The sequence below is a fragment of the Thermosediminibacter oceani DSM 16646 genome, from assembly GCF_000144645.1.
Taxonomy (GTDB): Bacteria; Bacillota; Thermosediminibacteria; order Thermosediminibacterales; family Thermosediminibacteraceae; genus Thermosediminibacter; species Thermosediminibacter oceani.
The window spans coordinates 1,914,924-1,941,174 of record NC_014377.1; the positions used below are offsets into that span (position 1 = coordinate 1,914,924).

The following is a 26,251-nucleotide window of genomic DNA, read 5'->3' on the forward strand; positions in this document are numbered from 1 at the left end:
CCAGACACCAAAGGCGTCGGGTTTGGACATCTCTCCTTTCAAGAGTCCTCCTTTTGTTTTAAAAACAAATAATTACCACTGCAGAGCATTTGAATAAATTTTACAAGCCTTGGGTATAGCGGCTCCACTCTGTCGCCGAACTTTTCTGAAAGGGCATTGCCTATGTCGTAAATGGTATTTTTACCGTCGCACAGCTTCCATACGGTTGATCCTATTTCATCAAGGTCCAGCGTTATTTTTCGAGGAGCATTAAAAACAAATTGAAGGATTCTGGCAATTATTCCATCCCTTTCGATGCAAAGTTTTATACTGCCGCTTTCATCTTCCGTCCACTTCACGTGAGGTTTTCTCTCAGGTATCATTAACAGAAGGTTTTCTTTGCCCAAGCCGCTAACCACTCCCTGATTAAAATTTAGGAGGGGGAATTATTATCCCCCTCTTTTATTCTTCAACCTTTTTAAAGCATACGCTGATCAGAGTAAGTGTCAGAATTATGAAAGCAACAAGGCCTCCGACCTGTCCGAGGACATTATTCCCGAAAGCAATGTCGACATTTGCAGCTACAAAAGCCGCAATGATAATTCCCATTATTCCCTCGCCGGCAATCAATCCGGAAGCGTAGAGAACACCGTTTTCAACTTTCTTCTTCAGATCTTCTTCGGATTTCGTGACCTTTTCAAGGAAGCCTCTTACTAAACCGCCTACCATGATGGGCACGCTGAGGTGAATGGGTAGATACAGTCCAACGGCAAAGGGCAGTGACGCTATGCCGAAAAGCTCTACGACAGCTGCTGCAGCAAAACCGGTAAATACCAGCGACCACGGTAGATTTCCGTTCATAACTCCTTCTATTACGAGTTTCATCAGGGTTGCCTGCGGAGCTGCTAGTTCCTTGCTTCCAAAGCCGTAGGCTTGGTTCAGGAGAATTAAAACAAAGCCTATGAGCAATCCCGATGCGAATACACCTATAAATTCTCCAATCTGCTGTTTCCAGGGAGTGGAGCCGACCAGGAATCCGGTCTTCAGGTCCTGTGAAGTATCACCGGCGTTGGCCGCTGCAAGGCAGATAATTCCACCCACCGAAATGGCGGCAACCATTCCCTCAAGTCCCGTCATGCCAAGAGCCTTAAAAATTATTGTTGTGAAAAGCAACGTAGCAATAGTCATACCGGAAACCGGGTTGGACGAGCTTCCAACAATACCCACGATCCTGGACGAAACCGTGACGAAGAAGAATCCGAATAATGCGATGAGAATTGCTCCGGGAATACCTACAGGTATGAAGGGGCTAAAAGCGATTAAAATTATCAGTATAAGGGTTCCCACCAATACCCATTTCATCGGTATATCTCTGTCGGTGCGGGGTTTACCTTCGTTTTCGTCTTTTAAGCTGAAGCCGCCTACCGACTGGCGGAAGGCATTGATGATAGTGGGCAGTGCCTTTATCAAACTTACTATTCCGCCAAAGGCTACCGCACCGGCACCGATATACCTGAGGTAAAAACTCCAGATGCCCCAGGCATCGAGCTCGGCAATCGGAGCTGATGCAGGGTATATGACCTGATTAATGTAACTTCCGAAGTGGGAAATTAGAGGTATAAAGCCGAACCAGCCGAGAACTGCGCCGGCAAGCATATACGCTGCTATTTGCGGCCCTATTATGAATCCTACGCCGAGCAGCGCCGGAAGAATATCCGCACCAATTAACGTCCTGTATCCGGGTACGGGCCATTCGATCTCTGATGGAAAGATTTTAAACCCGTCTGCTATCAATTTGTAAATGGCTCCTACTCCAAGACCGGTGAAGACCGTCCTTGCACTGACGCCGCCGACCTCGCCGGCGACGAGCACCTCAGCGCAGGCCGTGCCCTCAGGGTACGGAAGTTTCCCGTGCTCCTGCACTATGAGGAACCTTCTGAGCGGGATCATCATCAGAACACCGAGAAATCCGCCGATAATTGCAAGGCTCGAAATCTGCAAAATGCTCGGGTTGGCGTTCCACAAAAACAGCGCGGGTATTGTAAATATTACGCCTGCAGCCAGCGATTCGCCCGAAGATGCGATGGTCTGAACCATGTTGTTTTCGAGTATAGATTCCCTGCGCATTATTCCGCGCAAAATGGCCATCGAAGCCACAGCAGCCGGAATGGAGGCGCTTACGGTCATTCCCACTCTTAGGCCGAGATAAGCGTTGGCAGCTCCAAATACAATAGCAAGGATGATTCCGAGTACTATTGAAAAAGCGGTTAATTCGGGTACCGTGCGATCAGCGGGAATATAGGGGATATACTGTTCACCGGGCTTAAGTTTATAAGCCTGCTCCGATAACCCTTTCTTTTTTTCCACCGTTTACCCTCCCTTACGAATAAATTTAGCAGCCTGCCATATCATCGTCCAAATCGCTTTCTCACCCCCTTTGATGTATCTTATGAAAATTCTAACACTGTACAAGTGTCATGTCAAACATTCGTATATGCCTAATAATTCTGATTGGAAAATAATACAATAACGGAAAACCAAATATGCCCTCCGTTTTCATATTTTCGCCCGTATGATCTTTTTTACGGGTTTTCAGCGCAATTTATTAACAAGGATAATCTATTCTTTTTTATACACCACCCGGCCCTCTATCATCACGACCTGGGGCCTCGACATTATCTCCAGGGGGAATCCGTCCCATACGACTATATCGGCGTCCTTGCCTTCTTCGATGCTGCCCACCCTGTCGGCGATGCCTATTATCTCGGCCGCATTGATGGTAATGGCGGCCAGGGCATCCTCGGTGCGCATTCCCTCTTTTACCGCCAGAGCAGCACATATATTCAGATACTGGACGGGTATGACCGGGTGATCGGTCATTATGGCCACTTTAACGCCCTTACTTGCCAGTATCCCCGGAGTCTTGAAGCTCAGGTCCTTCAGTTCTACTTTGGACCGGGACGTAAGCGACGGGCCTACAACGGCCGCAACGCCCAGCTCCGCCAGTTCGTCGGCTATCAGGTGCCCCTCGGTGCAGTGCTCTATAGTTACGTCCACATCGAATTCCCGTGCTATCCTGATGGCCGTCATAATATCATCGGCTCTGTGGGCGTGAGCCCTGAGGGGTATCTTTTTTTCCAGCACGTCGCACAGGACCTCCATCTTCAGGTCCCTTTCAAAGACCTCGTTCTCCTTCCTCTCCCGGTCCCGCTTCTCCTTGTAATTCCTGGCCTTGTTTAAAGCCTCCCTCAAAAGGGCGGCGGTGCCCATGCGGGTCGACGGCATCTTCTTCTTGTTGCCGTAAACGCGCTTCGGATTTTCCCCGAAGGCCACCTTCAACCCCGCCGGAGCCTTGACGACCATTTTATCAATAACCCGGCCGTAGGTCTTTACGGCTATGGATTGGCCTCCTATGACGTTGGCGCTGCCCGGCCCTGTAAAGACACAGGTTACGCCGCCCTTCACCGCATCTTCAAAAGCCTTATCCATGGGATCTATCGCGTCAAGGGCCCTGAGGTGCGGTGTGATGGGGTCCGTCCACTCGTTGCCGTCTTCCCCGATGTCCCCAACGCCCTCTCCGAAGATCCCCACGTGGCTGTGGGCATCTATAAAACCGGGAAACACGTATTTACCCCGCGCATCTATTACTTCGCAGCCCTCCGGAACCGGCAGATTTTTCCCGACTTTGCTGATCTTGCCGCCCTCGACGAGCACGACTCCGTCTTCCAACACTTCGCCTTTCATAGTGTAAACCATGCCGCCTTTTATGGCTATCATACTGATCCTTCCCTCCACGCCTCTTACTTTTATACATTACCCGAATAAAATTCATCATTTTACCTTATTTGCTCCAACTTTTGCCTTAACCTTATTAGCGTATGCCGGAGCCCATGGCCAGAGCCGCCCTGAACACTTTATACGCTTCTAAATAATCAGCAGCGTTGTAAACCACGGTCCTGGCATCCTTTTTTTTCATGCCAGGAATCAGAAGGGCCACATCAGCCAAAATGGACTGCTTAAAGGCAATTTCCAGCTCAACGGTTCCCTCCTCGATGGTTGGCCTGAAACGGGAGACGTCTTCTAGGGCTTCCTTTACCCCTTGCCGGATCCGTTCTTTCACTACGTCGAAGGGGCACACCTTAGCCGAATACCTGGTAACAGCCTCTTTTACCACCACACCTACCGGATCGTTGAGCTCCTCTCTTGCGCATCTTACCGCGTTCTGGTCTCCGGTCACCAGCACCACTGGCACACCGTAGTAACCCGCCAGCCTGCCGTTTAATCCGGCCTCGCTCATGGCTCTGCCGTTTATTTTTGCGCACAGCACGCTGCCGGTATAGGTATGGTCCATTATTGCTTCGGAACTACCAGCCCGGGCGTGGTATCCGACGAAAAATACCGCATCGAAACTCCCGTCAATTCCCTGCATCATGCTGAGTGGTTTGGGGCTGCCGCTTATTAGAGAAGCCCGGGGATGCAGTTCTTCCACCAGGATATTGTCCATTTTATTGTGGGAGTCATTCACGACGACCTCGGAGGCCCCAAACTCAAAAGCGGCCTCCACCACCGCGTTTACCTCTCTGGTCATCAGCCGCCGAAACCTCTCGTATTCCCCGGACCCCGGTTCTACGTGAGCCAGCGAGACGACTCCCGAAATACCTTCCATATCGGCGGATATGTAGATCTTCAAAAAGCCCCTCCTCCTTCTTACAATTGCTATTAAAAAGTTATTAAAGTCCGGCCGAAATTATTCGTCGATCCGGGCGGCAGCCTCGACGAAGCTTTTGAACAGCTCGAGCTGCTCTGGGTAGACTTCCCACATCTCTTCCGGATGCCACTGCACTCCCAAAAGAAACGCATCCTCCGAAATACCCTCAACGGCTTCCACCAGACCGTCCGGGGCGAAGGCCACCGGTCTGAGAGGGCGGGCGATATCCTTCAGGGCCTGGTGGTGGAAGCTGTTCACCAGGAGCGTCTCTGCTTTGATCAGGCCGTAAAGCATCGAATCTTTCTCTACCCTGACCTCGTGGCTGCCGTACCACCTTGGAGCTTCCTGCCTGTGCTTGAGCGGCTTTTCTATTTCCGACCCGATATCCTGGTAAACGCTGCCTCCCAGGGCGATGTTGATAACCTGTATGCCCCGGCAGATGCCGAATACCGGCTTTCTCCTCCTGACAGCCTCCCGACAGAGGTAAAGTTCGACAGCATCGCGCTTCGGGTTTATTTCTCCCAGACCGGGCCGCGGGCTCTCGTTGAAGTGACGCGGGTCTACGTCGGGCCCCCCGGCAAGCAGAAGGCCGTGGACCCTATCGAGCAACTCGCCGAGATCCTGCTCCCTCCCCAAAGGCGGGACGACTACGGGTATCCCACCGGCCCTCTCTACAGCCCTGTAATAGCCGTGATTTAGAAAAATTCTACCATCTTCCAACGAACATGTTATCGCTATCAGAGGTTTCACCCTATCTACTCTCCGCTTCTTCCGGCTGTGGATGGTCAGGAAGAACCCTGACGGCCACCTTCACCACCTCCGGGTCGAACTGGGACCCCGCCCATTTTACGAGTTCCTCTTTTGCCTCCCAGCCACTTTTCTGCTTCTGGTAGGGCCTTGCTGAGGTCATGGCATCGAAGGCGTCGGCCACCGCCATTATGCGGGCACCCAGTTGGATGCCGTCCCTGGACAGGCCGTCGGGGTATCCGGAGCCGTCGTACTTCTCGTGGTGGTGTCCCGATATAGGTGCCAGATCCTTAAGGGCGCCTACCGTGCTCAATATCTCCATCGTATAGACCGGGTGCCTCTTCATTGTCTTGAACTCTTCCAGGGTAAGGCGCCCCGGCTTATCGAGTATTGCCCGGGGAATGGCCACCTTTCCCGCATCGTGCAGGTATGCAGCAAACTCGAGTTTTTCCACCTCACTATCGGCAAGGCCCAGGTTTTTGGCTATGAGGGACGTATAAAAGGCCACCCGGCTGGAATGGCCGGCGGTATATTCGTGTTTGGCGTCTATTACCCGTCCGAACACCTGTATAACCTTAGATATGTCCCTCTCGCAGTATCCGGTTTTGGTGGGCGGCATGCTTTCAACTATTTTGAACACCATTTCTCCTATCTTCTGTTCATCTATGATCTCGTCGAAGAAATTGCCTTCCCCAAGAACTTCAACCATGACCTCATACATCAGGTCCGAAAACTCCCACCCTCTTCTGGCGGCAAGGAGTGTCTTCATACCGACGATGTCAAGGGGAGGTTTTACCCTGGAGAGCACGTCAAAGGTGTCACAGATCCTGAGAATCTGGCCTCCCAGGCTTATCCTGTCGCCGCAAATACCGCGCGGGTAACCGCTGCCGTCCCAGTGCTCGTGGTGGTCCAGGATCATATCCACCACACCTTTCAGCGGTTCGATCTCCCTCACTATTTCGGCCCCTTTGCGCGGATGGTTATAAATCACCGGATAGCGAAGGTGGTCATCCGGATTGGTATAGTGCACCATGTGGTCGGGCAGGGATATGGCTCCGATGTCGTGCAAAAGACCGGCGTAAAATATGTGGTTGGCGTATTCCGGCATTACCTTCCGGGCCATTTTCTCGGCCAACACACCTACTCTCCAGGCGTGGTAGAGCTTCCGGTTCTCTTCCAGGTCCATCATCAAAGAGAGGGCGGTCATTAATTCGGTAAAAAGTTTATCCTTAATTTCCATGCAAACCTCCGATGCGAAAAAGTATACAGTTAATGTATATATTCTAAAAAAAACTGAAATATCCTGCTTTAAAAAAACTAATAAGCCCGTTACGGGCTTCCTGAAATTGATATTTAAAAGTCCACCAGTCCCAGGCTTATTTTCAGCGCTTCATCTACTCTTGCCATAATTTCCTGGTCTAGGTAAGCTATCTTCTCCCTCAATCGCCTTTTGTCGATGGTCCTGAGCTGTTCTAAAAGAATGACCGAATCCTTTTCCAGGCCGTATTCTCCCCGCTTTAGCTCCACGTGGGTCGGCAGCTTGGCCTTGTCAATCTGGGACGTAATTGCAGCAACAATTACGGTAGGGCTGTACTTATTTCCCACGTCGTTTTGCACAACGAGGACGGGCCTTACACCGCCCTGTTCGGAACCCACAACCGGGTTTAAATCCGCATAGAACACATCTCCGCGCCTTACCAGCACTTTAGTCACTCTCCGAAAGCCTTATCTCGTAAAGCGCAAGATCTCTGAAATCCTCGTTTATCCCGAATTCAGCGATCCTAAGGTTTATATCGGCCATTTCCTGGTAACCGTTTTTGAGCTGTTCTCTCATTCTTATCCTTTCCCTTTCTCTAATATATAATCTCATCGCATCCTGAATAAATTCGCTGCGGTTCTTTTTTTCCTTAGATATTATGCCATCCACCTGCTTTAACAGGCTATCCGGTAAGCTGACGACTATCCTTTTTAACTCAGCCACAGCGGCACCCCCCAAAAAATAGTAACAAATCAGTATCATTATGTGAATCGCGTATGTAAATTATACCTTTGCTGCCAAATGATTTTTGATTTTTATTATTTTACCATCCTTAATATATATTCTGGGGACCCGTTTAGATATGCCGCAGACTATCTCATAGGGGATAGTCCCTACGATTTTCGCTATTTCATCGGCGGTAACGCCGCCGTTTTCGCCGGTGCCAAAAAGTTCTACTTCGTCACCGGGCTGAACTCCGGGGATGTCGGTGACATCTACCATGCACTGGTCCATGCAGACCCTTCCGACCAACGGAGCCCTCCGCCCTTTTATGACGACTTCAGCCCTGGATGATAAGAGCCTTGGGTAGCCGTCCGCATAACCTACAGGCAGGGTGGCTATAACACTTGTCTTTTTGGTGACAAAGGTGCCCCCGTAGCTGATGGGCGTACCGGCGGGCACGGTTTTTACATGGGATACCCTTGTTTTAAAGGTCATTACCGGCTTCAAAGTGATTCTGCTCCTTTGCACCTCTTCTGAAGGGTATATGCCGTAAAGGATTATACCCGGCCTGACCATATCAAGGTGCATCCCGGGCATGTCTATAATAGCGGCGCTGTTGGCCACGTGCTTTATTGGAACCCGAAGGCCGCGGCTTTCCAGGACGCCGACAGTCTCGCGGTACTTTTTATACTGCTCCTCTGTAAAGCTCTTGTCTTCCTCGTCGGCTCTTGCAAAGTGGGTAAAAATACCCTCTACTTCTATTCCGGGCAGTAAAAATACCTTCTCGATGTCGGAAAGGGATGACGGTTCGGCCGGAAAGCCGATGCGGCTCATACCGGTATCGAGTTTTATGTGGACCTTTGCCTTCATGCCTCGCTTTTGGGCTTCCCGGGACAGAACCTCCGCGGACCTCACGTTATAAACGGTCTGCGTTATGCCATACTCTAATATTTTATCAAACTGGTCTTCCGGTGTAAAACCCAAAATTAGGATGGGAGCTCTGATCCCAGCTTCCCGGAGGACGACGGCCTCGTCCAGGAACGCAACGGCGAGGTATTTCGCACCGAACGAAAGGGCGGTCATGGCCACTTCCACGGCACCGTGGCCGTAGGCGTCGGCCTTGACCACCGCGCATATGCCGGCGTTCGGGCTGGTTATCCGCCTTATCTCCTTTAGGTTGTGCTCCAGGTTGTCCAAGTTAATCTCGACCCTGGTGGGCCTGACCTTCACATCCATCCAAGCTTTCCCCCTCTAATACGTATTTAAAAGCCTCATGGATATGATCTAAAATATCTCCCGCGATCAGGGGGATTTCTCCTTTTTCCCGGGCTGCCAGATCTCCGGCCAGGCCGTGCAGGTAAACCCCTGCCGCGGCCGCCTCATGGCATTTTAGACCTCTTGCCGCAAGGGCAGCTATCATGCCGGTGAGCACGTCTCCGCTGCCGCCGGTAGCCATCCCGGGATTCCCGGTGGGATTGATGCAGGTTGGATAATCCGGCGAAGCCACCAGAGTGCGGGCACCCTTTAAGACCGCGGTACACCCGAACCGGTCGCAGGCCTCTCGCACTGCATCCCACCTGTTCTCCTGCACCTTTTCGGCGGTTACCGAAAGCAATCTTCCCATTTCCCCCGGGTGCGGAGTAATCACTGCAGGAGCAACCGATTTTTTCAGCACATCCGGGTCTTCGGAAAGGGCATTCAGCCCGTCGGCATCGATCACCACCGGCACCGGACACTCCGCTACAAATTTCCTTACGAACTCTGCGGTCTCCTCATGGCGGGACAGTCCCGGCCCTATGGCCACGGCATCGCACCCTTTTGCGAAATCAAGCGCAGGCTCCAGCGCCTTTATAGACAGGCTCCCCTCGTGCGTCTGGGGAAGGGGCAGCGTCATAACCTCGGTGACCTTAACCTCCAGGATGTCGTTCAGCCCCTCGGGGATGCCTATAGTCACAAGGCCCGCGCCGCCCCTTACGGCCCCGAGGCCCGCCAGGGCCGCAGCTCCCGTCATACCCTTCGACCCGGCAATGATAAACACCCGGCCGAAATCGCCCTTGTGAGCGTCCGGAGCGTAGGGCTTGAAATAACCGGAGATCACCTGCCGGTCCAGGAGCAGGCCCTCAGCCTTAACATCATCCAGAATTTTCGCTGGAAGACCTATATCCGCCACAATGATCTTGCCAGCATAGGATGCGCCCGGATAAAGCAAAAGGCCGATCTTGGGCAGCCCCATGGTCACCGTCACCTCGGCGCGCACCGCAGCTCCCAGGACTTTCCCGGTCATGCCGCATATCCCGGAAGGTATGTCCACAGCCACCACTGGGCAGCCGCCTTCATTTATGAATTCTATCACCCTCCGGGGAAACCCCTTTATCTCTCCCCTGAGGCCGGTGCCGAAAAGGGCGTCTACGGCGGCAAAGGATTCCGAGTAAAACCCGCGGGCCTTTTCCAGGTCGGTTTCACCCCGCAATGTGATTACCGGAATCCCCATCCTCCTGACGATCTCAAAGTTTACCGCCGCATCACCTTTTATTTCCGACGGGTCAGACGCAAGAAACACCCGAACTTCAAAACCCATATTTACAAGATGCCGGGCGGCCCCGAAGCCGTCTCCACCGTTGTTTCCCCTTCCGCAGAACACGGCCACTTTCGGAGGGACGCGGCGGTTCTCCTTAACCCGCTCCCAAATCCTCCATACTGCTACTGCCACTTCCCGGCAGGCGTTTTCCATGAGCACGATGCCGGGCACGCCGAAATCTTTAATGGCTCTCCTATCGATATCCCTCATAGTCGAAGGGCTGACAACCTTCACATCTATTCCCCTCCTCCGCTATCGAAAAAGCCACGGCGTAATCCTTAGAATGCGATATGGTGACGAGAACCCGGGAATATCCCCGGGCTTTGAGTATCTCAAAGGCCCTGCCGTGAAGCCTCACTTCCGGCTTTCCTAAGGCATCTGTCAGGATTTCGATATCGTGCCACCCGAAAAACCTGATCCCGGTACATAACGCTTTGCTCACCGCCTCCTTGGCAGCAAACCGGCCGGCTATATGCCGGAAGTAGCCTTCCCCTTTTTTGTCTTTGAAAGCATTTATTTCCCTTTCGGTGAAAATTCGCGTCAAAAACTCACCGTTTTCAATGGCCTTTTTTATCCTGTCGACCTCTACTATGTCAACTCCTATTTCCATGAATAGAAGTTTCACCTCTGAAAAGATGTAATAACGCAAAGAAAAAAGTGAAACACTATACCGGGAGAAATATTTATATAATATATAAATTCTATATCCTACCCGTAATACCTTTCGAAATTAAAAAATTTTTACGCACAGGCATATTGACCTTCTTTGACCTTTATTATATAATAATAATTGCCAATACTAATTTCTGTAAAAGGAGGAGTTAGTATGCGCGGTCGGGAATTGTTTCCTTGGAGGAGAAAGAGCTTTTTCCCTGCCGTTTTCGAATTCGACGTGGAGAATTTCCTGGACAGCTTCTTCGACTTCTTCTCACCCCAGGCCATAAGGATTGACATGAGGGAAACCGAAAGCGAATATATCGTAGAAGCCGATATGCCCGGTTACGACAAAAACAGTATAGATATCCGCTACGAAAACAACCTGCTCACCATTTCAGCGCAGCATGACGAGTTTACCGAGGAAAAGCGCGACAATTACATCCACCGGGAACGGCGCAGGGGCAGCTTCAGAAGGACCATCCCGGTACCCGAAAACGTGGACGCCGAAAAGATAAGGGCAAGTTACAACAACGGCGTGCTGCAGGTAATCCTCCCCAAGATCACTCCCAGCAAACCCACCGGCCGCAGGATAGAAATAGAATAATGAAATTAAAGGTTGGGCAAGTCGCCCAACCTTCAGACTGTCGACAAAGTAACTGTCGACAGTCTTTTTTTGCAAAAGCTAGTACAAAAATCATCAGCTTTTTAGTAAAATTAAAGAAGATACAAAAATATTGTGGGGCGATGAAATGTTAACGAAGAAAAATCGAGAAATAATAGAGCAGGTAGAATTAGTAAGCATCGATAGCTTAGTACCTCAAGACCATCTCCTTAGGGCAGTAGAAGAAAGCATCGACTTTAATTTCATTTATGATGAAGTAAAAGACCTATATAGCGAAAATACAGGAAGACCTAGTATTGACCCGGTAGTGTTAATTAAGCTACTCATGCTCCAAGCATTGTATGGAATCCGCTCCATGCGCCAAACCATCAGAGAAGTAGAAGTCAATGTAGCTTACCGTTGGTTTTTAGGCTATGGATTACAAGAAAAAATACCTCACTTTTCAACTTTTGGAAAAAACTATGAACGGCGGTTTAAGGAAAGTGATCTATTTGAAAAGATATTCGAGCGGGTGTTGATGGAAGCAATAGAATGCGGGTTTGTTAAAACAGATGCAGTATTTATCGATGCTACTCACATAAAAGCCAGTGCCAATAAGAATAAATATATCGAGAAAGTCGCTAAGCAACGGACTCAAAAATATAAGGAAGAACTTTTAAAAGAAATCAACGCCGAACGGGAAGCAAACGGTAAAAAGCCCTTTGAAGAAGAAGATGATGATGACGATAACAACAAAGGAGAAAATAGCTCTAAAAAAGTCAGGGTAAGCACCACAGATCCTGAAAGTGGGATGTTTCAAAAAGGGGAAAAAGAGCGCTGCTTTGCCTACACAGCTTCTGTAGCCTGTGACCGGAACAACTTTGTCCTTGGTGTCAAAATAGCACCTGGAAATGTTCATGACAGCCAGGTATTCTCCGATTTATTTCAAGAAGTAAACGATAAATTTTCTAAAATAGAGGCGGTAGTGGTTGATGCAGGCTACAAAACCCCCGGGATATGCAGAGAAATCATTGAGGCAGGAGCGCTTCCCGTTATGCCCTACAAGAGGCCGATGACCAAAGATGGTTACTTTAAAAAACGCGAATACGTCTATGACGAATATTATGATTGTTACATATGCCCCAACAACCAAATATTAGAATACAGCACCACCAACCGGGCGGGATACCGGGAATATAGGAGCAACCCCCAAATATGCTGTAAATGTCCCATGCGCCTACAGTGCACCAAAAGTAAAAATTACACAAAAATCATAACTCGGCATATATGGGAGCATTACATAGAAATAGCGGAAGATATAAGACACACCCAATGGGGTAAAGAACTATACAAAATGCGCGGCCAGACCATCGAGCGGGTATTTGCCGATGCGAAGGAAAAGCATGGCATGCGCTATACAAATCTACGAGGCTTGAGGAAAGTTGGACATTACCTCACGCTTCTTTTCGCATGCATGAATTTAAAAAAGCTGGCTTTATGGAAGAAAAGACGGGGAACGTTTCCGCCAACAGTCCCCGCTTTACATTCGTTTTTCTTAAAAATTTTCTTCGCCTTCAACAAAAAGCCGCTTTTAGGTTATGCATCCTAAAAGCGGCTTTGTCTACAAGCTGAAGGTTGGGCAAGTCGCCCAACCTTTTCATTTTGCCACCGCATTTTTATTTTTTCGCTGGCTCTTCCGCTACAAATTTCATATTTGCCAGGGCTGCCGCAACACGGTCATAGTCTCCCGGTTCGATTTCCTTCCATTCAACCCGTACTGTCAGGCGTTTCACACCTTTCACGTTCAATTCCACGTAATACGGATAAGCGCCGGGCTTGAGAACGGGCGTCTTCAGGAGTTCGCGCTCATCGCCCAAAAAAGTCAGCACGAAACTGCCGCTGCTGTTTTGGGTATCATCCTCTACGCCGGCAAAACCACGCAAAACACTATATCGCGCCTGCAAATCCATAACAGCTTCTACCACCGGCCTATTTTTATCAACTTCCACAACTACACCGCGACCGAATTCCCTTCCCGCTATGGCTATTTTCCTGGAGCCAACGGAATAAAAGGGCCCCACATTGCGCAACACCTTTGCCCCCTCAAGCCACGGAAGCGCTATCCGATTGCTTTTGCCGTCAATTGATGGAAAGGTATAGCTGGAAATGGCGGGAATTGAAAGGGGCACGTCTTTTTGGGGAGTAGGAGTATCCGGGACTTTAGGCAAAGCCGGTGTTTCAGGTGAAGGAGGAGATAGTTGGGGTAATTGTTCATGCGGTTTTTCCGGCCGGTTGACCGCCACCGCCGGTTCAAAGATATTCTTCCGGCTCTGAGGCAAGATTTTTTGTTCATCATTGCGGTCATCACTTAATGGAATGCTTTCACCTTCCACCCCTATTTTAAAAAGATCTATAACAAAACCGGCCTCCACTTCCCCCAGCTTTTCACTCCCAGCCGAAATTTTGAGCTCCCGAATTTCAGTCATTGCCGGCAACGTATCAAGGTACAGCAAATAGGTCATAATGCTCGGGTAATCGCCTGACACGGTAACCTTGAACGGCTGCACGCTGAAAATTCCCCTTTTTTCCTCCTGCATCGGCTGGAAAAGCTTCACCCGGACTCCCGGTTCCTTGGGCTGGGCCGCCAGTAAAAAGGAATCCATATCATCGAAAGCAACGCCAAGCTTTTTCTTGGTTTCGGCGAGTTCCATCTCTGCAATTTCCACATTTTTTTTCAGAACCGGTAAGCTGCCGGCAGTCTCCCGGGTGGAAGCTAGCTCTGCCGTTTCCTCCCGCATCCGGGCTTTTAACTGGATATAGTAGGGCAAACGCTGGGCGAAGATAAACTTCTGTATAAAAAACAGGACAAGCGATACAACCAGGATGATTATCAATACTTTTTCCCGCCGGCTTAAGTTTATGGTCTGTAGCCTCATCCCGATCCTTCCTTCCTCTACCCCGGTGTCCGGAAGTCTTACTGCTTTGCTTTTCCGGCAAGCGCATTAGTTTGTCTTAAGTCCGCTGTTATACTGAATTCCAGGACGGTTTCTTCGCCGGTTACATCCTGTACCGACTCCAACCTAACGTTTTCCAGAAACGGCTGGTCCTTCAGTGCGAAAAAAAACCTTCCCGCTGCCGCAAGATCCAAAGACCGCCCCGTAATTTTAACTTGCTGTTCCCCGTTTACCTCCAGCCCTGTCAGCCACACTTCCGGCGGAACAGCATCGGTCAAAGTAATCAGCAGCTCCGACCTTTTTTGACGGCCTTTCGCGAGTTTTTCCAGCTCCGCCTTCTGCTGGCGAAGGCTGTTTAGCTTATTTTCCGCCTCTTTCACCGCTTCTACCTGCTGCCGGTAAAAAGTAACCTGCTTTTCGATTTCCGTCAGGCGATTTTCCATCAACCACGTATGAACCAGCAGAAACGAATATGCAGAAAAGAGAAGCACTAATACCGAGATCAGGATTAAAACCGGCTTGGACCGGACCAAAAAAATCCGCCTGCTGGAAGGCCTTAACTCCTGCGGAAGCAAGTTTATAGACGCCATAACCCTTATCTCTCCCTTAAAGCCAGCCCCACCGCCACCGCAAATTCCGGCCCCAGCAAAAACGGGCTGGCAATTTCCGCCGGTAAATCAAGTTCTAAACCGAAATAATCCTTTATCCCTTCAAGGTAGGCTCCTCCGCCTGTCAGGTATAACCCTGCCGGACTAAAACCGCTTCCACCCTGGGAACGATAAAAATCCACAGAACGCCGCACTTCCTGAATCAGATCTACGGCCCGATTTAAACCGGTATAAAGGGTGCCACCTCTCAGCTCCCGGCAACCCATTCTGACTGTCCTGCTGAAAAGAAGCCGGCTCCCGCGCGCCAGCACAACATGGCTCCACTGCTCACCTATGTCCAGTATGATGGATTCCTTTTCTTCACCGGTGGTTCCCAGGGCGCGGCACAGGGCTGCGGGTATCAGGTCCAATGCTTCCAGCTCAAGACCGGCTTCCTTAAAAAGGTGATGATACTGGATTACCTGTTCTCTGGGCGTTGCCGCCAGCAGGACCAGCATCTGGCCGGGATGGCCTTCCGGCTCCCTATCCAGTATGGCGAAATCCAGCACCATATCCTCCGTCCCCACGGGAAGATAGCGCTCCGCCTCATACTGTAACCCGGCCCGCAAGTCCTTTTCCGGCATGCGCGGAAGGCGCAGGTATCGCACAACCACCCGCTCGCCGCTAACGGCGGCCACCGCTCTCCGGCCCCGCCAGCCCGTTTGCTGTACCGCTTCGGCCAGGGCGGCTATCATTTCCGTTATATTATCCCATCCTCCGGCAGGAGCAGGAACCGCCCCTTTAGCCAGGAGGCGGTCTCCCCTCACCACCGCCACTTTGATCCGGGCAGTCCCCAGATCCACTCCCAGCAATCCTTTTTGCCGCCTCAAGCTAAGCCAGTGCACTTCTTGACCCCCAATTTAAAATATTATGATCACTCTTTCAACAATCGCGCGGTTGATCCAAAGCTTTAGAAGACCTATTGCTCGCTCCAGCTTTCAATTTCAATGCTTGTAGGCCCGCCACCGCTGCCCCCGCCAAAAGCCAACCCGATTAATTCAGGATGGCTATCGATCAGTACAGGGTTGGAGTATATTGTCAGTTTATTTGTGTTTTCTATTAGTCGCACCAAAACTCCCCCATTTAGTACTACTTTATTATCACAAAATAATTTACCGTTGGCTATTATTAAGGCGTCTATGATAGAGTCCGAACCTTTTTTATTTATATTTACCTGACCACCTAAGGAAATCAAAACCAACAGGTCTTCATCAGGGGTGTTAGCCTTCAGGTCGTCGGTAACATCGATATTACCGCTAGTTACGATAACCGCCTGTCCGCTATACCTACCTGAAATTTTAACATTTCCATTCACAAAATAGATACCGCTATATTCGGTAGTATCTTCGCTCTTTCCACCCTTCTCTTTTCCCGGGTCATTTATAGGAAAAGTTGTATCTTGCCCAAAATATTTGCCAGTCATCTCAGCTTGTTGTCGGTACCAATCTTCTCTCAAATCTGGAAAATCCGGAATTGCTTGGTGATATTCGGTGATTTGACAGTTATTCAGTTCTGCATCTTTATTAATAGTGATTTTACCAGAAGCGTAAATATTAAAATTTTCAATTGTCGATTTGTCACCAATATTTAGGTTGCCGTTAACATAAATTACCGGTTTTGGTTCTTGTGAACCTATGATCGAAATATGTTTTAACAAATTAATATCAGAATTCTGATCTTCCGGTAAGAGGCTGACACCTTTAAGCAATTCCGCCGGGCTGCCGGAGGTATTGATGCGCACCTTTACGGTCAAAGTCTCGCGCGCCTTATTAAAAGTTCCCACGGAAGTTATCTTCACAACGGTACCGGATTCTTCCTCGATTTCTTCGACGGTCACTTTCTCAATGCTGCCGCCGGCAGAAGGTTCGGGATAAGGTTCATTCGAAATCAAAGTCAAAGAGCCCCCAGGAGGAATCTGATTCACAACTCCCGGGTTTTGCCTAATCATAACCAGGGCCCTCTCCACACCGGCATCGGCTGCGTAGTATGCCTGCAGGCGGTTTCGCTGCCGGGCGGCTGCCTGCCTATGGCTGGCAGTCAAAGTTACAGTGGCACTGCCGAGTATGACCACCACCATCAGCACAAGCATGACCAGGACGAGGGCCTGTCCCCGTTCCGCGCCCTGGCTCTCCTTTATATTCATGTGCAAACCCCGGCACCCCCTCAGTTAAGGGCCCTGATCTTGACGGAAGTAGTCATCTTGACCTCAGGCCCGTTACCCTTTTTCCCGGTGAGAGTGATCTTAACCCGGCGAATGTTTTTGTGGTCCTCATCGGACAATGGAAATTGCAATTCATCCTCGTCTTTTTCGTCGTAGTAAGCCAGCTGAAAATCTGTTACATACTCAGCCACCGGCTCTTTTTTCCCGTCTATTTCCCGAATCAATCGTTTTTCGCGGGAATCCAAGTAATAACTTACGTTCTTCGTACTATTATCCGAATCTCCCCCAGGTTCCATTACAGCCAAACGTATCCATGATTCCCCGGCTTCGACCAGCCCCCTGGCGGACCTTATTTCCCCGCTCATCCTTTCCAAGGCGATGCGCAGATTTTCTTGAACATCGACTCTCGCCTCATCCTTATGCCAGGACAGAACGGCCTGCTGGTATAGGGCCAGCGCCGCCCCCACCACCAGGCTGAAGATGGAAACTGCCACGACGGCCTCGACCAGGGTAAAACCGCATTCCTTCGTGCGCCTGCCCGTCATCTCCAGTCACCCCTGTCCATGGTCAGGGAGAGGATTTCCCGGCTGGTCGCGGCATCGTAAATTTTTATCGTTATCGTTTTCAAGTTTTTTTTATCGTTTTCAAAGACGCTAATCCGGTAAGTATATTCCGGATAACCGGTAAAGGGACGCGGCGGTTGATCGGGGTCGGTGGGTTCCCCAGCCTCAAGGCTTGCATAAGGTTTGTTCTTCAGTTCCTCCAGCTTACCTTGGGCCAGATTTAAGGCCGTTATTAGGTCTCGCGACTCGGCCGTCCATCGCGCACCGTGTATAAAGGCGTTCATAAGGGGAACAATAGCAGCGACGAGAACCAGGGTGGCTATTAACACCTCCACCAGGGTAAAACCGCCGTTATTCGGGTTATCCTGCTGACTTGTTTTCCCCTTAACTTTTGGCGCCCAAATCACTTTCCCATACCCTCCTTAAGCAATAAAGGCGTTTCTCCCCCAGCCTCCCTGGCCTCATGTGCCCTATTGATATACCAAAACACGTCACCGCTCTGACTAGAACAGAAAAACCTGCTTGTACCAGTCAATAATATGTGAACCCCAGAGTGCCGCAGCAAGCGTGCCCGCTGCAATAAAGGGGCCAAAGGGAATGGCATCCTTCGGCCCTTTCAGCCTGAAAAGCAGGAGAACGGCAGCTACCAGGCCCCCGGTAATCACCGCGAGAAACAGAGCCAGAGCCGCCAGCGGCCAACCTATAAAAAGACCCGCTACCGCGGCCAGCTTTACGTCACCGCAACCCATTCCGCCTTTACTAAATACGACAATAGCAAATAAAAATCCTGCTCCCGCCGCGCTTCCCGCCAGGGACGACCAGACCCCCACATCCCTGGCCGCAAACCCCAGAACGATGGCGGCCGCAAAGCCGGCCAGTACAAGGCGGTCCGGAATAAGGTAGTGTTCCAGGTCGATGAAGGCAGCCGCTATTAAGACGGCGCCGAGAAAAAGATACTTGACCAGGGCCGGCACCGGTCCATAACGATAAAACAGCGCGGCAAACACCGCGCCTGTCAACAATTCCACTACAGGATACCGCGGGGAAATTCGCGCCCCGCAGTAGCGGCACCTCCCCCGCAGGGCGAGGTAACTTGCCACCGGCACGAGATCGCACCAGGCCAGCACGTGCTCGCAGGCCGGACAACGGGATCGCCCCCAAACCACCGTCTCTCCCCGCGGCAGGCGGTAGATGACGACATTGAGGAAACTGCCGGTGAAAAGGCCGAGTAAGAAGAAAAACCCTACCATGAAAAACATAATTTTCACCTTTATAGACTTTCTTTCTATTTACTTAGTAATATTACAGGGTGCTATGTAGGTCCAATCGATTACCTCTTGTTTGCTGAAACATGATATACAGCAAGTTCCGGCAGTTGCTGCTTGGTGGGCACCATCAATGCCAGCATAACTTAATTTGAGATTAAAATATAATTGACTGCGAAGTTAATCTTTGGAAATTAAAATATATACTACATTGCTGGTTTGGCTGTCTTTCATAACCATATTTCCGCCCAGGTCAGCCCTTAATCTGTCGTAAAGATTGTCCGGAACATAATCAACTTCTAGATACCTAGCAGAATCTCCACTTCCCTGGCCATCCCAGTTTACCGCGCTATCATTTTTGTAAGTATACGTCCCGCCCCACGGGTTCTTGTTTGGCCAGCGATCCAGGTATGGCCCGTTCCATCCAGGATAACTATTATCATCAGGCTTATCAACAAGGTAAGAGTAATCATCACTTTGCGGCCATTTTCCAGTATCCGCATAAAAATTCAACACTGCCGTTTTAATCGACTTATAATCTGCCTCAGCCGCTACAACTTTGCTCCTCTCGATAGCATTGAAGGCATTTGGAAGAACTACGGCAGCCAGGATAGCAATGATGGCTATGACTACCAATAGCTCTACCAGGGTAAAGCCCCGCTGGTCTTTTACTTTTTTCCGAAAGCATTTCATCATAAGAAACAACGCCCCCCATCAATTTGTTTTATAAAATGGTTCAGATTACTTTACCGGTTTTCCGCCGATTTCAACCCCCCTTGCAAAATTATATATTATCCTATATTTCCTATATTCCCAAGTATCTGGAAGTAGGGCAGCAATATGGAAATCACAATAAATCCCACCGCACCGCCCAGCATGGCGATCAATAAAGGCTCTATCAGAGCAGACAGGCGGCTGACGGCTTCTTTCACTTCACGGTCGCACAATTCGCTGATTTTCGCCAGAAGGAAATCAAGGGCACCGGTTTCTTCGCCTACGGCGATCATTCCGATGATCATCGGAGGGAAAATACCGCTCTCCTTCAGCGGGTCCGCAATGCCCTTACCATCCCTGACACTTTCCTGTGCCCTAGCTATGGCTTCAGCTACTACCCGGTTTCCCACCGTTCGCCGTACTACATCCATAGCCTGGAGAATCGGAACCCCGCTTCTAAGGAGCGTGCCCAGGCTACGGCTGAAGCGGGAAAGGACCGCCTTCTTGTGGAGCGGGCCAAATACCGGCAGTTTCAGCAAAATACCGTCCAGGCGGTATCTGGCGTTATCTGTTTTGAGGACCCCGTAAGCCACATAAGCCAGAATACCTGCCGCAAAGATCAGGATAGGCCATCCCCGCCGGAGAGCTCTGCTTACGCCCATCACAATCCGGGTCGGGAGGGGCAATGGCACCCCCAAGGCGTTCAGCATGTTTTGAAAAGCCGGGAGAACGAAGACCAGCAAAACGATCAAAACCGCCAAAGCCACCGATACGACTAAAGCCGGATACGTAAGGGCGGACTTGACCTTCTCCTGAAGCTCATGCTCCCGTTCCAGGTGGGCAGCCAACTCCTCGAGGGCCTCATCGAGGGACCCTCCCAGCTCAGCCGCCTCTATTGCATGCACCATTATCGGAGGAAAAACCTGCAACCGGGCCAGCGCTTCGTGAAAAGTCTCACCTCCTTCAAGGCTTCTCACAATCTCTTCAATGTTCCTGCGCAATATTTTATTTTCAGCCTGCATGGCCAGGATTTGGAGAGCCGGGACGATCGGAAGTCCCGCTCCGAGCATGGTGGCCAGTTGCCGGCAGAAAACCGCAAGATCCTGTTTTCCAACGCGGCGTAAAAGTCGTCCTGAATTTATCGCAAACCGTTCCCGCCCGGGGCGAACTTCCACGATAAATAAACCCTTATCCCTTAAAAGCCGGACGACAGCCGCCTCATTTTCCGCTTCTACAGTACCGACCACCGGTTGACCAAAAGCGTCGCGCGCACGATAACTGTAAATCGCCATATCTCCACCTACACTGTCCCAAAAAGACGCACCGGGCTGCTTTGGAAGAACGATTCATACCGTCCCCCGGCAGCCCGGCGGCCGATAGGCTTTATTACCCTTAGGCCCGTAGCTTTGCGCCCCCGGCTTTCACCGGGTTTGCCCTTTACAGGGATTTTTATAAATTTAATTCGGCAAAATTATCCAAAATCCTTCTTCAATTGATATAAATCCGGGTGAATTAATCCCTTTTCACGCAATTGCCTGAGCGACATTTCCATGGTCTGCATTCCGAATCGGCCGCCCGTCTGCATCAAAGAAACGATCTGGTGGGTTTTCCCTTCCCTTATAAGATTGCGCACAGCAGGGGTAGCAATCAAAACTTCCACAGCCACCACCCGTCCTTTGCCGTCAGCCCGGGGCAGCAGTTGCTGGGTAATGACTCCGGCCAGAGTATCCGAAAGCTGGATTCTGATCTGGTTCTGCTGGTGCGGAGGAAAAACGTCTATAATCCGGTCAATGCTCTGGACAGCACTGCCGGTATGAAGGGTAGCCAGCACCAGGTGCCCGGTTTCCGCCGCAGTAATTGCCGTGGCTACCGTCTCCAGGTCCCGCATCTCGCCCACCAGAATAACGTCGGGGTCCTGGCGCAGGGCAGCCCTTAAAGCGCTCGCAAAGGAAGGAGAGTCACTTCCGATTTCCCGCTGGTTCACGATACTCCTTTTATGCGTATGCAGGTACTCTATGGGGTCCTCCAGCGTAATTATGTGACAGCTGCGCCGCTCGTTAATCCGGTCGATCATGGCCGCCAGAGTCGTGGTCTTACCGCTGCCGGTAGGCCCGGTAACCAGGACCAGGCCGTGGGGCTGATCGGCCAGCTCGCCTACCACCGGGGGTAGCCCCAACTCGTCAAGGCTGTGAATAACATCGCCAACCAGGCGTAAGGCAGCCCCTATACTTCCGCGCTGGTGAAAAATATTTACCCGAAAACGCCCCAATCCCGCTGCCGAGTAGGCCAGGTCCAGTTCCTTTCGCTCAATAAATTCTTCCCACCGTTCACCCAAAATCTCCCTTGCCAGTGCTTCAGTATCAGAAGCAGTCAAAGGAGGCCACTGCCCCTGAGGTTCGAGCCGTCCGTGATGCCGGAAGACCGGCGGTAAACCCACCGTCAGATGTATATCCGATGCCCCTTTTTTTATGGCTTCTCCCAGTATTTCCCGCAAATGCATCAAAACTATCACCTGACCTCTGCGCTAAAATTCGCCCATGGACACGCGAATCACTTCTTCCACTGTGGTTAATCCCTGGCCGGCCTTTAAAAGTCCGTCTTCCCGCAAGGTAACCATTCCGCCGGCGACGGCAGCCTTTTTTATTTCCGTAACGGGTGCTTTGGCAGCCACGAGAGAGCGAATTTCATCGGTCATCACCAGGATTTCCTGGATAGCAGTCCTGCCCTGGTATCCTGTGTAATTGCACTGCCGGCAGCCGCGGCCCCGGTAAAACTTTTTGTCTATGTTTTCCCCGAGGAAGGCGTAGGCCGCATCGCCGGGCGCCGGTTCGTAGGGCTCGCGGCACTGCGGGCAGATGAGGCGGACAAGACGCTGGGCCACCACACCGATCAGGGAAGAATTTACGAGAAACGGCTCCACACCCATGTCCAGCAGCCTTGTCACCGCCCCGGCCGCGTCGTTGGTGTGCAGCGTGCTGAAAACGAGGTGGCCCGTTGTAGCCGCCCGGACGGCTATATCAGCCGTCTCCCTGTCGCGAATCTCCCCTACCATTATAATATCCGGGTCCTGGCGCAAAATAGCCCTCAAGCCCGCTGCAAAATCCAGGCCTACTTTGGGGTTTACCTGCACCTGATTGATGCCGGGCAAAAGGTATTCTACAGGATCTTCTATGGTGATTATATTTTTTTCCGGGGAACTCAGGGCGTTTAAAGTGGCGTAGAGGGTGGTGGTCTTGCCGCTGCCGGTGGGACCGGTGATCAAAATCATTCCGTAAGTGCTGCGTATCAAACTTTCATACTGCTCCTTGGTAGCGGGCGAAAAGCCCAGCTTATCGAGAGTAAGGAGCATAGTTTTTTTATCCAGGATACGCAGCACAACTTTTTCGCCATAAACGGTGGGCATGGTGGAAACGCGCAGGTCTATACTGCGCCTCTCCAGCGTTATCTGGAAACGGCCGTCCTGAGGCAGCCGCTTTTCGGCGATATCCATACCCCCCATAATTTTTATTCGGGAAGTCAGGCTGCTAAGCACCCCCGGTGGCAGGCGAAGCACTTCCCGCAAAAGCCCGTCCACCCGGAAGCGCACCAGCACGCTCCCTTCCTGAGGTTCGATATGGATATCGCTGGCTCTGGCGCGCACGGCCTGGGCAATCAGCCGGTTCACCAGCTGAACTGCCGGCGCACCTTCTATACCGGTCTCGGCCGCTTCATCCAGGTCGAAGGAGTCCCATGCGGCCGCAGAGGTATCCGCCGCTGTCTCCTCAAAACCGGCCATGGCCTGATTTTCCAGGAAGGACTGCCAGAAACGGGACAAAGCCGTTTCAATCTCTCTTTCCGAGGCGATGGCCGGTATGATTTCAAATCCCGTAGCCAGGCGCAGGTCATCCAGTGCTGTAAGGTTTAAAGGGTCCGCCATGGCCACCAGCAGTCTATTCCCGTCCCGGCGGACGGGTATAGCCATGTGGCGGCGAGCCAGGCGCTCCGGTATCAGCCGTACCACCTCAGGTTCCAGCTGGTAATCTTCCACTACCACTTTAGGTATACCCAGCTGAAATTCCAGGACCTCCAGGATATCCTTCTCGCTCACATACCCCAGGCGCGTAAGTACCTTGCCCAGGCGCTCTCCGCTCCGCTTTTGTTCATTTAAGGCCTTCTCCAGCTGTTCGGGGGTAAGCATGCCCGCCTCCACCAGCAGGTCCCCCAGCCGGCGTTTACCGTCCACTCATGCCACCTTCTCCCATTCCCAAAAAGTCTAAGTTTAATTAATATTAATTATATCACGCATATAAGGCCATTACTATACAAACTTTGACAGAAAAGGCGGGCATTGCCCGCCTACTTTTATCGGAGACTCTTTTTCATCAAAAAATTAATAAAAACCATTCCCTTATATTCCTTATTCTGCTTTTTCACGCATACGAAGTCGTGTTTTTCAAAGAAAGGCCTTGCGGTAATGCTCGCTTCCGTTGTAATCTCACTTACACCAAGGTTTCTAGCTTCACTTTCAAAAGCCTTTAAAAGGGCTGAACCTATCCCCTTTCTCTGAAAATCCTTATGCGTGTAAAGGGTATTCAGGTAACCCTTCTCCGTTAAATCCCCGAAGCCGACTATTTTATCATCGATTTCCGCCACATAGCAGATATTATTTTCGAAAAAACCGGACCATTTCTCGACCTCCGGCTCTTTCGGCGCCCATACATCAACCTGCTCCGGGGAATAATCCTTTATGTTAATATTATGTACGGTATCGTAAAGCAACTGGAGCATTTGCTCTAAATCCTGCGGCGCATATCTTCTGATCCGCATACGGGAAGCTTCACCTCTTTCTTAAACTTTACACTTCAGAAGTATAACTTGACAGGCCCCTCTTCAGCAAGCCTTGTTTTTTGCTTTTGCTTCGTGTAATCTATAAATGGACTGTATATAAAATTCCCGACACATAGGCTGGAGGTTAAAATGATTAATGAAATTGCTGAAAAGATAAGTAAGTTGAGAAAGCAGAAAGGCCTTACTTTGAAAGAATTAAGTGAAATGACAGGCCTTTCGGTCAGCTTTCTATCGCAGGTTGAAAACGGCTACTCGTCGCTGGCCATAACATCCCTTAAGAAAATAGCCGATGCATTAAATGTTCCAATAACTGAGTTTTTCAGCTCTTACCATAACCACAGCTACCATATCAAATTAAGTGAACAGAAAGTATTCAAAATAGAGGGGAATTCTGCAGAATACGTGCTTTTAAGCGGGGAGTTCCCTAAAAGAACGTTAGAAGCAATGATCGTGTACATCCAACCGGGAGAAGGGCTGGGGAGCAAATTCAGCCACCCGGGAGAAGAATTTGTGTATGTGCTTGAAGGCGCCGTAATCGTCGATATCGACGGTAAAGAATATCTGGTAAAGGCAGGAGAGTCGATACACTACCCGTCGACAATACCCCATTCATGGTTTAATCCTCTAGAGCGGAAGACAAAATTGCTGACCGTGCTAACCCCTATTATTTTTTGATATAGAATCCAAAACCCACATAAGCGCAAGATCGCTTATGTGGGTTTCAAGGAGTTATTCGATAACGGTTAGATTTTTATCGTACCCGGTTAATACTTCGCAACCGTCTTCGGTTACGACCACCAGGTCTTCTATTCTTACACCCACGATGCCCGGAATATATATGCCCGGTTCTATGGAAAATATCATACCCGGTTCAACCCTGTCGGTATTTGCAGCCGAGACATCTCCGAGTTCATGAACCTCTATTCCTATAGAGTGTCCTGTTCTGTGAGTAAAATATTTGCCGTACCCGGCTTTTTCAATATAATTTCGCGCAGCAGCGTCAATATCGCAAAATCTTACGCCCGGCTTTACAGTATCAATTGCTCTCTTGTTGGCTTCCAGAACTATATTGTATATTTTAGCTGCCTCATCGGAAACCTTCTTATAAAATACAGTCCTGGTTATATCGGAGCAGTAGGAATCCTTTACACACCCGATATCTATGATAACGCAGTCCCCTTCCCTTACTGTAAAGTTTCCGGGTGTATGGTGGGGGTCTGCCGCGTTAGCGCCGTAGGCGATGATGGGATCGAAGGAACAGCCCTCAGCGCCTAACTCTTCGTAAATCTCTAAAAGAATTTGGCCCATCTTCTTTTCGGTATATTTTTGCGGTATAAGTTCGATTAATTTCCCCACGGCAAGATCGTTGATTCTCGAGGATTGGCGCATCAGCTCGATTTCCCTGGGGTCTTTTCGCATCCTCACTCTATCGATGATATTTGAACCGATAACGAATTTACAATTACTCTTTAATTCCATTAGCCTTAACAGAAACCGGGCAGGCCAGTTTTTATCTACGCCCAAAGGTTTTCCCGCTTCAACATACCTCGACAAAATCTCTACAGCATCCTGGGTATCATTGAAAATGACCTTTTCAACGCCCAGGTCTTCATGCACGGGAAAAAGCTCGTTGATAAAAAGCCTCTTGTCGCCGTTGACATTTAGATACAGCGCCAGCATTCGCTCTCCGGGATGTATCCACTTCCCCGTGAGATAGAAAATTGAAGCAGGGTCAGAGACTACAATCTGCGGGATATTTTGTTTCTCCATCTCCCTCAAGACGACATTTAGCCTTTCCTGATTCATGTCATTTCCCCCTTTTAAAGCTTTTCAAACAGGGCAGGAGACTATCTTAGACGATAGTCTCCT

General features: G+C 50.3%; 27 protein-coding genes and 1 riboswitch. Of the genes, 3 read left to right on the forward strand and 24 right to left on the reverse strand.

All coding sequences use genetic code 11. The features are described from left to right. Positions 1–38: 38 nt before the first annotated feature. The 11 genes from TOCE_RS09595 to acpS all read right to left on the reverse strand — a co-directional run bounded on the left by TOCE_RS09595 (position 39) and on the right by acpS (position 10,603). Positions 39–386, reverse strand: coding sequence for a PqqD family protein (locus TOCE_RS09595; protein ID WP_013276657.1), 348 nt, complete (start codon positions 384–386; stop codon positions 39–41). 55 nt (positions 387–441) lie between these two features. Beyond that, positions 442–2,346, reverse strand: coding sequence for an OPT family oligopeptide transporter (locus TOCE_RS09600; RefSeq protein ID WP_013276658.1), 1,905 nt, complete (start codon positions 2,344–2,346; stop codon positions 442–444). 252 nt (positions 2,347–2,598) lie between these two features. Further along, positions 2,599–3,756 (reverse strand): amidohydrolase, encoded by a 1,158-nt coding sequence (locus TOCE_RS09605; protein WP_013276659.1) that lies wholly within the window; start codon positions 3,754–3,756, stop codon positions 2,599–2,601. Between the two features lie 94 nt (positions 3,757–3,850). Beyond that, positions 3,851–4,669, reverse strand: coding sequence for a M55 family metallopeptidase (locus TOCE_RS09610; protein ID WP_013276660.1), 819 nt, complete (start codon positions 4,667–4,669; stop codon positions 3,851–3,853). Between the two features lie 57 nt (positions 4,670–4,726). Next, complete coding sequence (locus TOCE_RS09615; RefSeq protein WP_013276661.1) at positions 4,727–5,437, reverse strand: gamma-glutamyl-gamma-aminobutyrate hydrolase family protein; 711 nt, start codon at positions 5,435–5,437, stop codon at positions 4,727–4,729. A 1-nt stretch (position 5,438) separates the two neighbouring features. Further along, positions 5,439–6,674 (reverse strand): HD-GYP domain-containing protein, encoded by a 1,236-nt coding sequence (locus tag TOCE_RS09620; protein WP_013276662.1) that lies wholly within the window; start codon positions 6,672–6,674, stop codon positions 5,439–5,441. A 113-nt stretch (positions 6,675–6,787) separates the two neighbouring features. Beyond that, positions 6,788–7,138: a type II toxin-antitoxin system PemK/MazF family toxin gene (locus TOCE_RS09625; RefSeq protein ID WP_013276663.1), complete on the reverse strand. Its 351-nt coding sequence runs from the start codon at positions 7,136–7,138 to the stop codon at positions 6,788–6,790. 1 nt (position 7,139) lies between these two features. Next, positions 7,140–7,415, reverse strand: a complete 276-nt coding sequence (locus TOCE_RS09630) for a CopG family ribbon-helix-helix protein (RefSeq protein ID WP_013276664.1) — start codon at positions 7,413–7,415, stop codon at positions 7,140–7,142. A gap of 60 nt (positions 7,416–7,475) precedes the next feature. After that, positions 7,476–8,651, reverse strand: coding sequence for an alanine racemase (gene alr / locus TOCE_RS09635; RefSeq protein WP_013276665.1), 1,176 nt, complete (start codon positions 8,649–8,651; stop codon positions 7,476–7,478). Continuing rightward, positions 8,614–10,227 (reverse strand): bifunctional ADP-dependent NAD(P)H-hydrate dehydratase/NAD(P)H-hydrate epimerase, encoded by a 1,614-nt coding sequence (locus TOCE_RS09640; RefSeq protein ID WP_013276666.1) that lies wholly within the window; start codon positions 10,225–10,227, stop codon positions 8,614–8,616. Before TOCE_RS09640 ends, alr begins: the two co-directional genes overlap by 38 nt. Next, positions 10,187–10,603: a holo-ACP synthase gene (acpS, locus tag TOCE_RS09645; RefSeq protein WP_013276667.1), complete on the reverse strand. Its 417-nt coding sequence runs from the start codon at positions 10,601–10,603 to the stop codon at positions 10,187–10,189. Before acpS ends, TOCE_RS09640 begins: the two co-directional genes overlap by 41 nt. Before the next feature lie 216 nt (positions 10,604–10,819). Here acpS and TOCE_RS09650 point away from each other — a divergent pair, with 216 nt between their 5' ends. Together TOCE_RS09650 and TOCE_RS09655 are read left to right on the forward strand one after the other, a co-directional pair. After that, complete coding sequence (locus TOCE_RS09650) at positions 10,820–11,254, forward strand: Hsp20/alpha crystallin family protein (protein WP_013276668.1); 435 nt, start codon at positions 10,820–10,822, stop codon at positions 11,252–11,254. A 145-nt stretch (positions 11,255–11,399) separates the two neighbouring features. Then, on the forward strand, positions 11,400–12,860 hold the full coding sequence (locus TOCE_RS09655; RefSeq protein ID WP_425358462.1) for an IS1182 family transposase: 1,461 nt from the start codon (positions 11,400–11,402) through the stop codon (positions 12,858–12,860). A gap of 67 nt (positions 12,861–12,927) precedes the next feature. On the opposite strand, the gene pilO is transcribed toward TOCE_RS09655, so the two are convergent. The 12 genes from pilO to TOCE_RS09715 form a co-directional block, all read right to left on the reverse strand. Beyond that, positions 12,928–14,187, reverse strand: coding sequence for a type 4a pilus biogenesis protein PilO (pilO, locus tag TOCE_RS09660; RefSeq protein ID WP_013276669.1), 1,260 nt, complete (start codon positions 14,185–14,187; stop codon positions 12,928–12,930). A 38-nt stretch (positions 14,188–14,225) separates the two neighbouring features. Continuing rightward, complete coding sequence (locus TOCE_RS09665) at positions 14,226–14,795, reverse strand: PilN domain-containing protein (RefSeq protein ID WP_041423927.1); 570 nt, start codon at positions 14,793–14,795, stop codon at positions 14,226–14,228. Positions 14,796–14,800: 5 nt separating this feature from the next. Beyond that, entirely contained in the window at positions 14,801–15,697 is an 897-nt protein-coding gene (gene pilM / locus TOCE_RS09670) for a type IV pilus biogenesis protein PilM (protein WP_013276671.1), read from the reverse strand. Positions 15,698–15,771: 74 nt separating this feature from the next. Continuing rightward, complete coding sequence (locus TOCE_RS09675; protein ID WP_281054655.1) at positions 15,772–16,995, reverse strand: PilX N-terminal domain-containing pilus assembly protein; 1,224 nt, start codon at positions 16,993–16,995, stop codon at positions 15,772–15,774. Between the two features lie 20 nt (positions 16,996–17,015). Next, positions 17,016–17,558, reverse strand: coding sequence for a prepilin-type N-terminal cleavage/methylation domain-containing protein (locus tag TOCE_RS09680; RefSeq protein ID WP_013276673.1), 543 nt, complete (start codon positions 17,556–17,558; stop codon positions 17,016–17,018). Then, the gene (locus TOCE_RS09685) at positions 17,555–17,983 is read right to left on the reverse strand and encodes a type IV pilus modification PilV family protein (protein WP_013276674.1); all 429 of its coding nucleotides are present in this window, start codon (positions 17,981–17,983) and stop codon (positions 17,555–17,557) included. Before TOCE_RS09685 ends, TOCE_RS09680 begins: the two co-directional genes overlap by 4 nt. Positions 17,984–18,079: 96 nt before the next feature. Continuing rightward, positions 18,080–18,835, reverse strand: coding sequence for a prepilin peptidase (locus TOCE_RS09690; RefSeq protein WP_013276675.1), 756 nt, complete (start codon positions 18,833–18,835; stop codon positions 18,080–18,082). A 186-nt stretch (positions 18,836–19,021) separates the two neighbouring features. Then, positions 19,022–19,537: a type II secretion system protein GspG gene (locus TOCE_RS09695; protein WP_013276676.1), complete on the reverse strand. Its 516-nt coding sequence runs from the start codon at positions 19,535–19,537 to the stop codon at positions 19,022–19,024. A 95-nt stretch (positions 19,538–19,632) separates the two neighbouring features. Then, complete coding sequence (locus TOCE_RS09700; RefSeq protein WP_013276677.1) at positions 19,633–20,847, reverse strand: type II secretion system F family protein; 1,215 nt, start codon at positions 20,845–20,847, stop codon at positions 19,633–19,635. 65 nt (positions 20,848–20,912) lie between these two features. Continuing rightward, positions 20,913–21,000, reverse strand: a riboswitch (cyclic di-GMP riboswitch). A 26-nt stretch (positions 21,001–21,026) separates the two neighbouring features. Beyond that, on the reverse strand, positions 21,027–22,055 hold the full coding sequence (locus TOCE_RS09705) for a type IV pilus twitching motility protein PilT (protein ID WP_013276678.1): 1,029 nt from the start codon (positions 22,053–22,055) through the stop codon (positions 21,027–21,029). A 24-nt stretch (positions 22,056–22,079) separates the two neighbouring features. After that, on the reverse strand, positions 22,080–23,777 hold the full coding sequence (locus tag TOCE_RS09710) for a GspE/PulE family protein (protein WP_013276679.1): 1,698 nt from the start codon (positions 23,775–23,777) through the stop codon (positions 22,080–22,082). 119 nt (positions 23,778–23,896) lie between these two features. Beyond that, entirely contained in the window at positions 23,897–24,361 is a 465-nt protein-coding gene (locus TOCE_RS09715) for a GNAT family N-acetyltransferase (RefSeq protein WP_013276680.1), read from the reverse strand. Between the two features lie 150 nt (positions 24,362–24,511). Here TOCE_RS09715 and TOCE_RS09720 point away from each other — a divergent pair, with 150 nt between their 5' ends. Further along, positions 24,512–25,057 carry a helix-turn-helix domain-containing protein gene (locus TOCE_RS09720; protein WP_013276681.1) on the forward strand — a complete coding sequence of 182 codons (546 nt, stop codon included), beginning with the start codon at positions 24,512–24,514 and terminating at the stop codon, positions 25,055–25,057. A gap of 54 nt (positions 25,058–25,111) precedes the next feature. Here TOCE_RS09720 and TOCE_RS09725 read toward each other — a convergent pair whose 3' ends face one another. Further along, the gene (locus TOCE_RS09725; RefSeq protein WP_013276682.1) at positions 25,112–26,188 is read right to left on the reverse strand and encodes a M24 family metallopeptidase; all 1,077 of its coding nucleotides are present in this window, start codon (positions 26,186–26,188) and stop codon (positions 25,112–25,114) included. Positions 26,189–26,251: the final 63 nt, after the last annotated feature.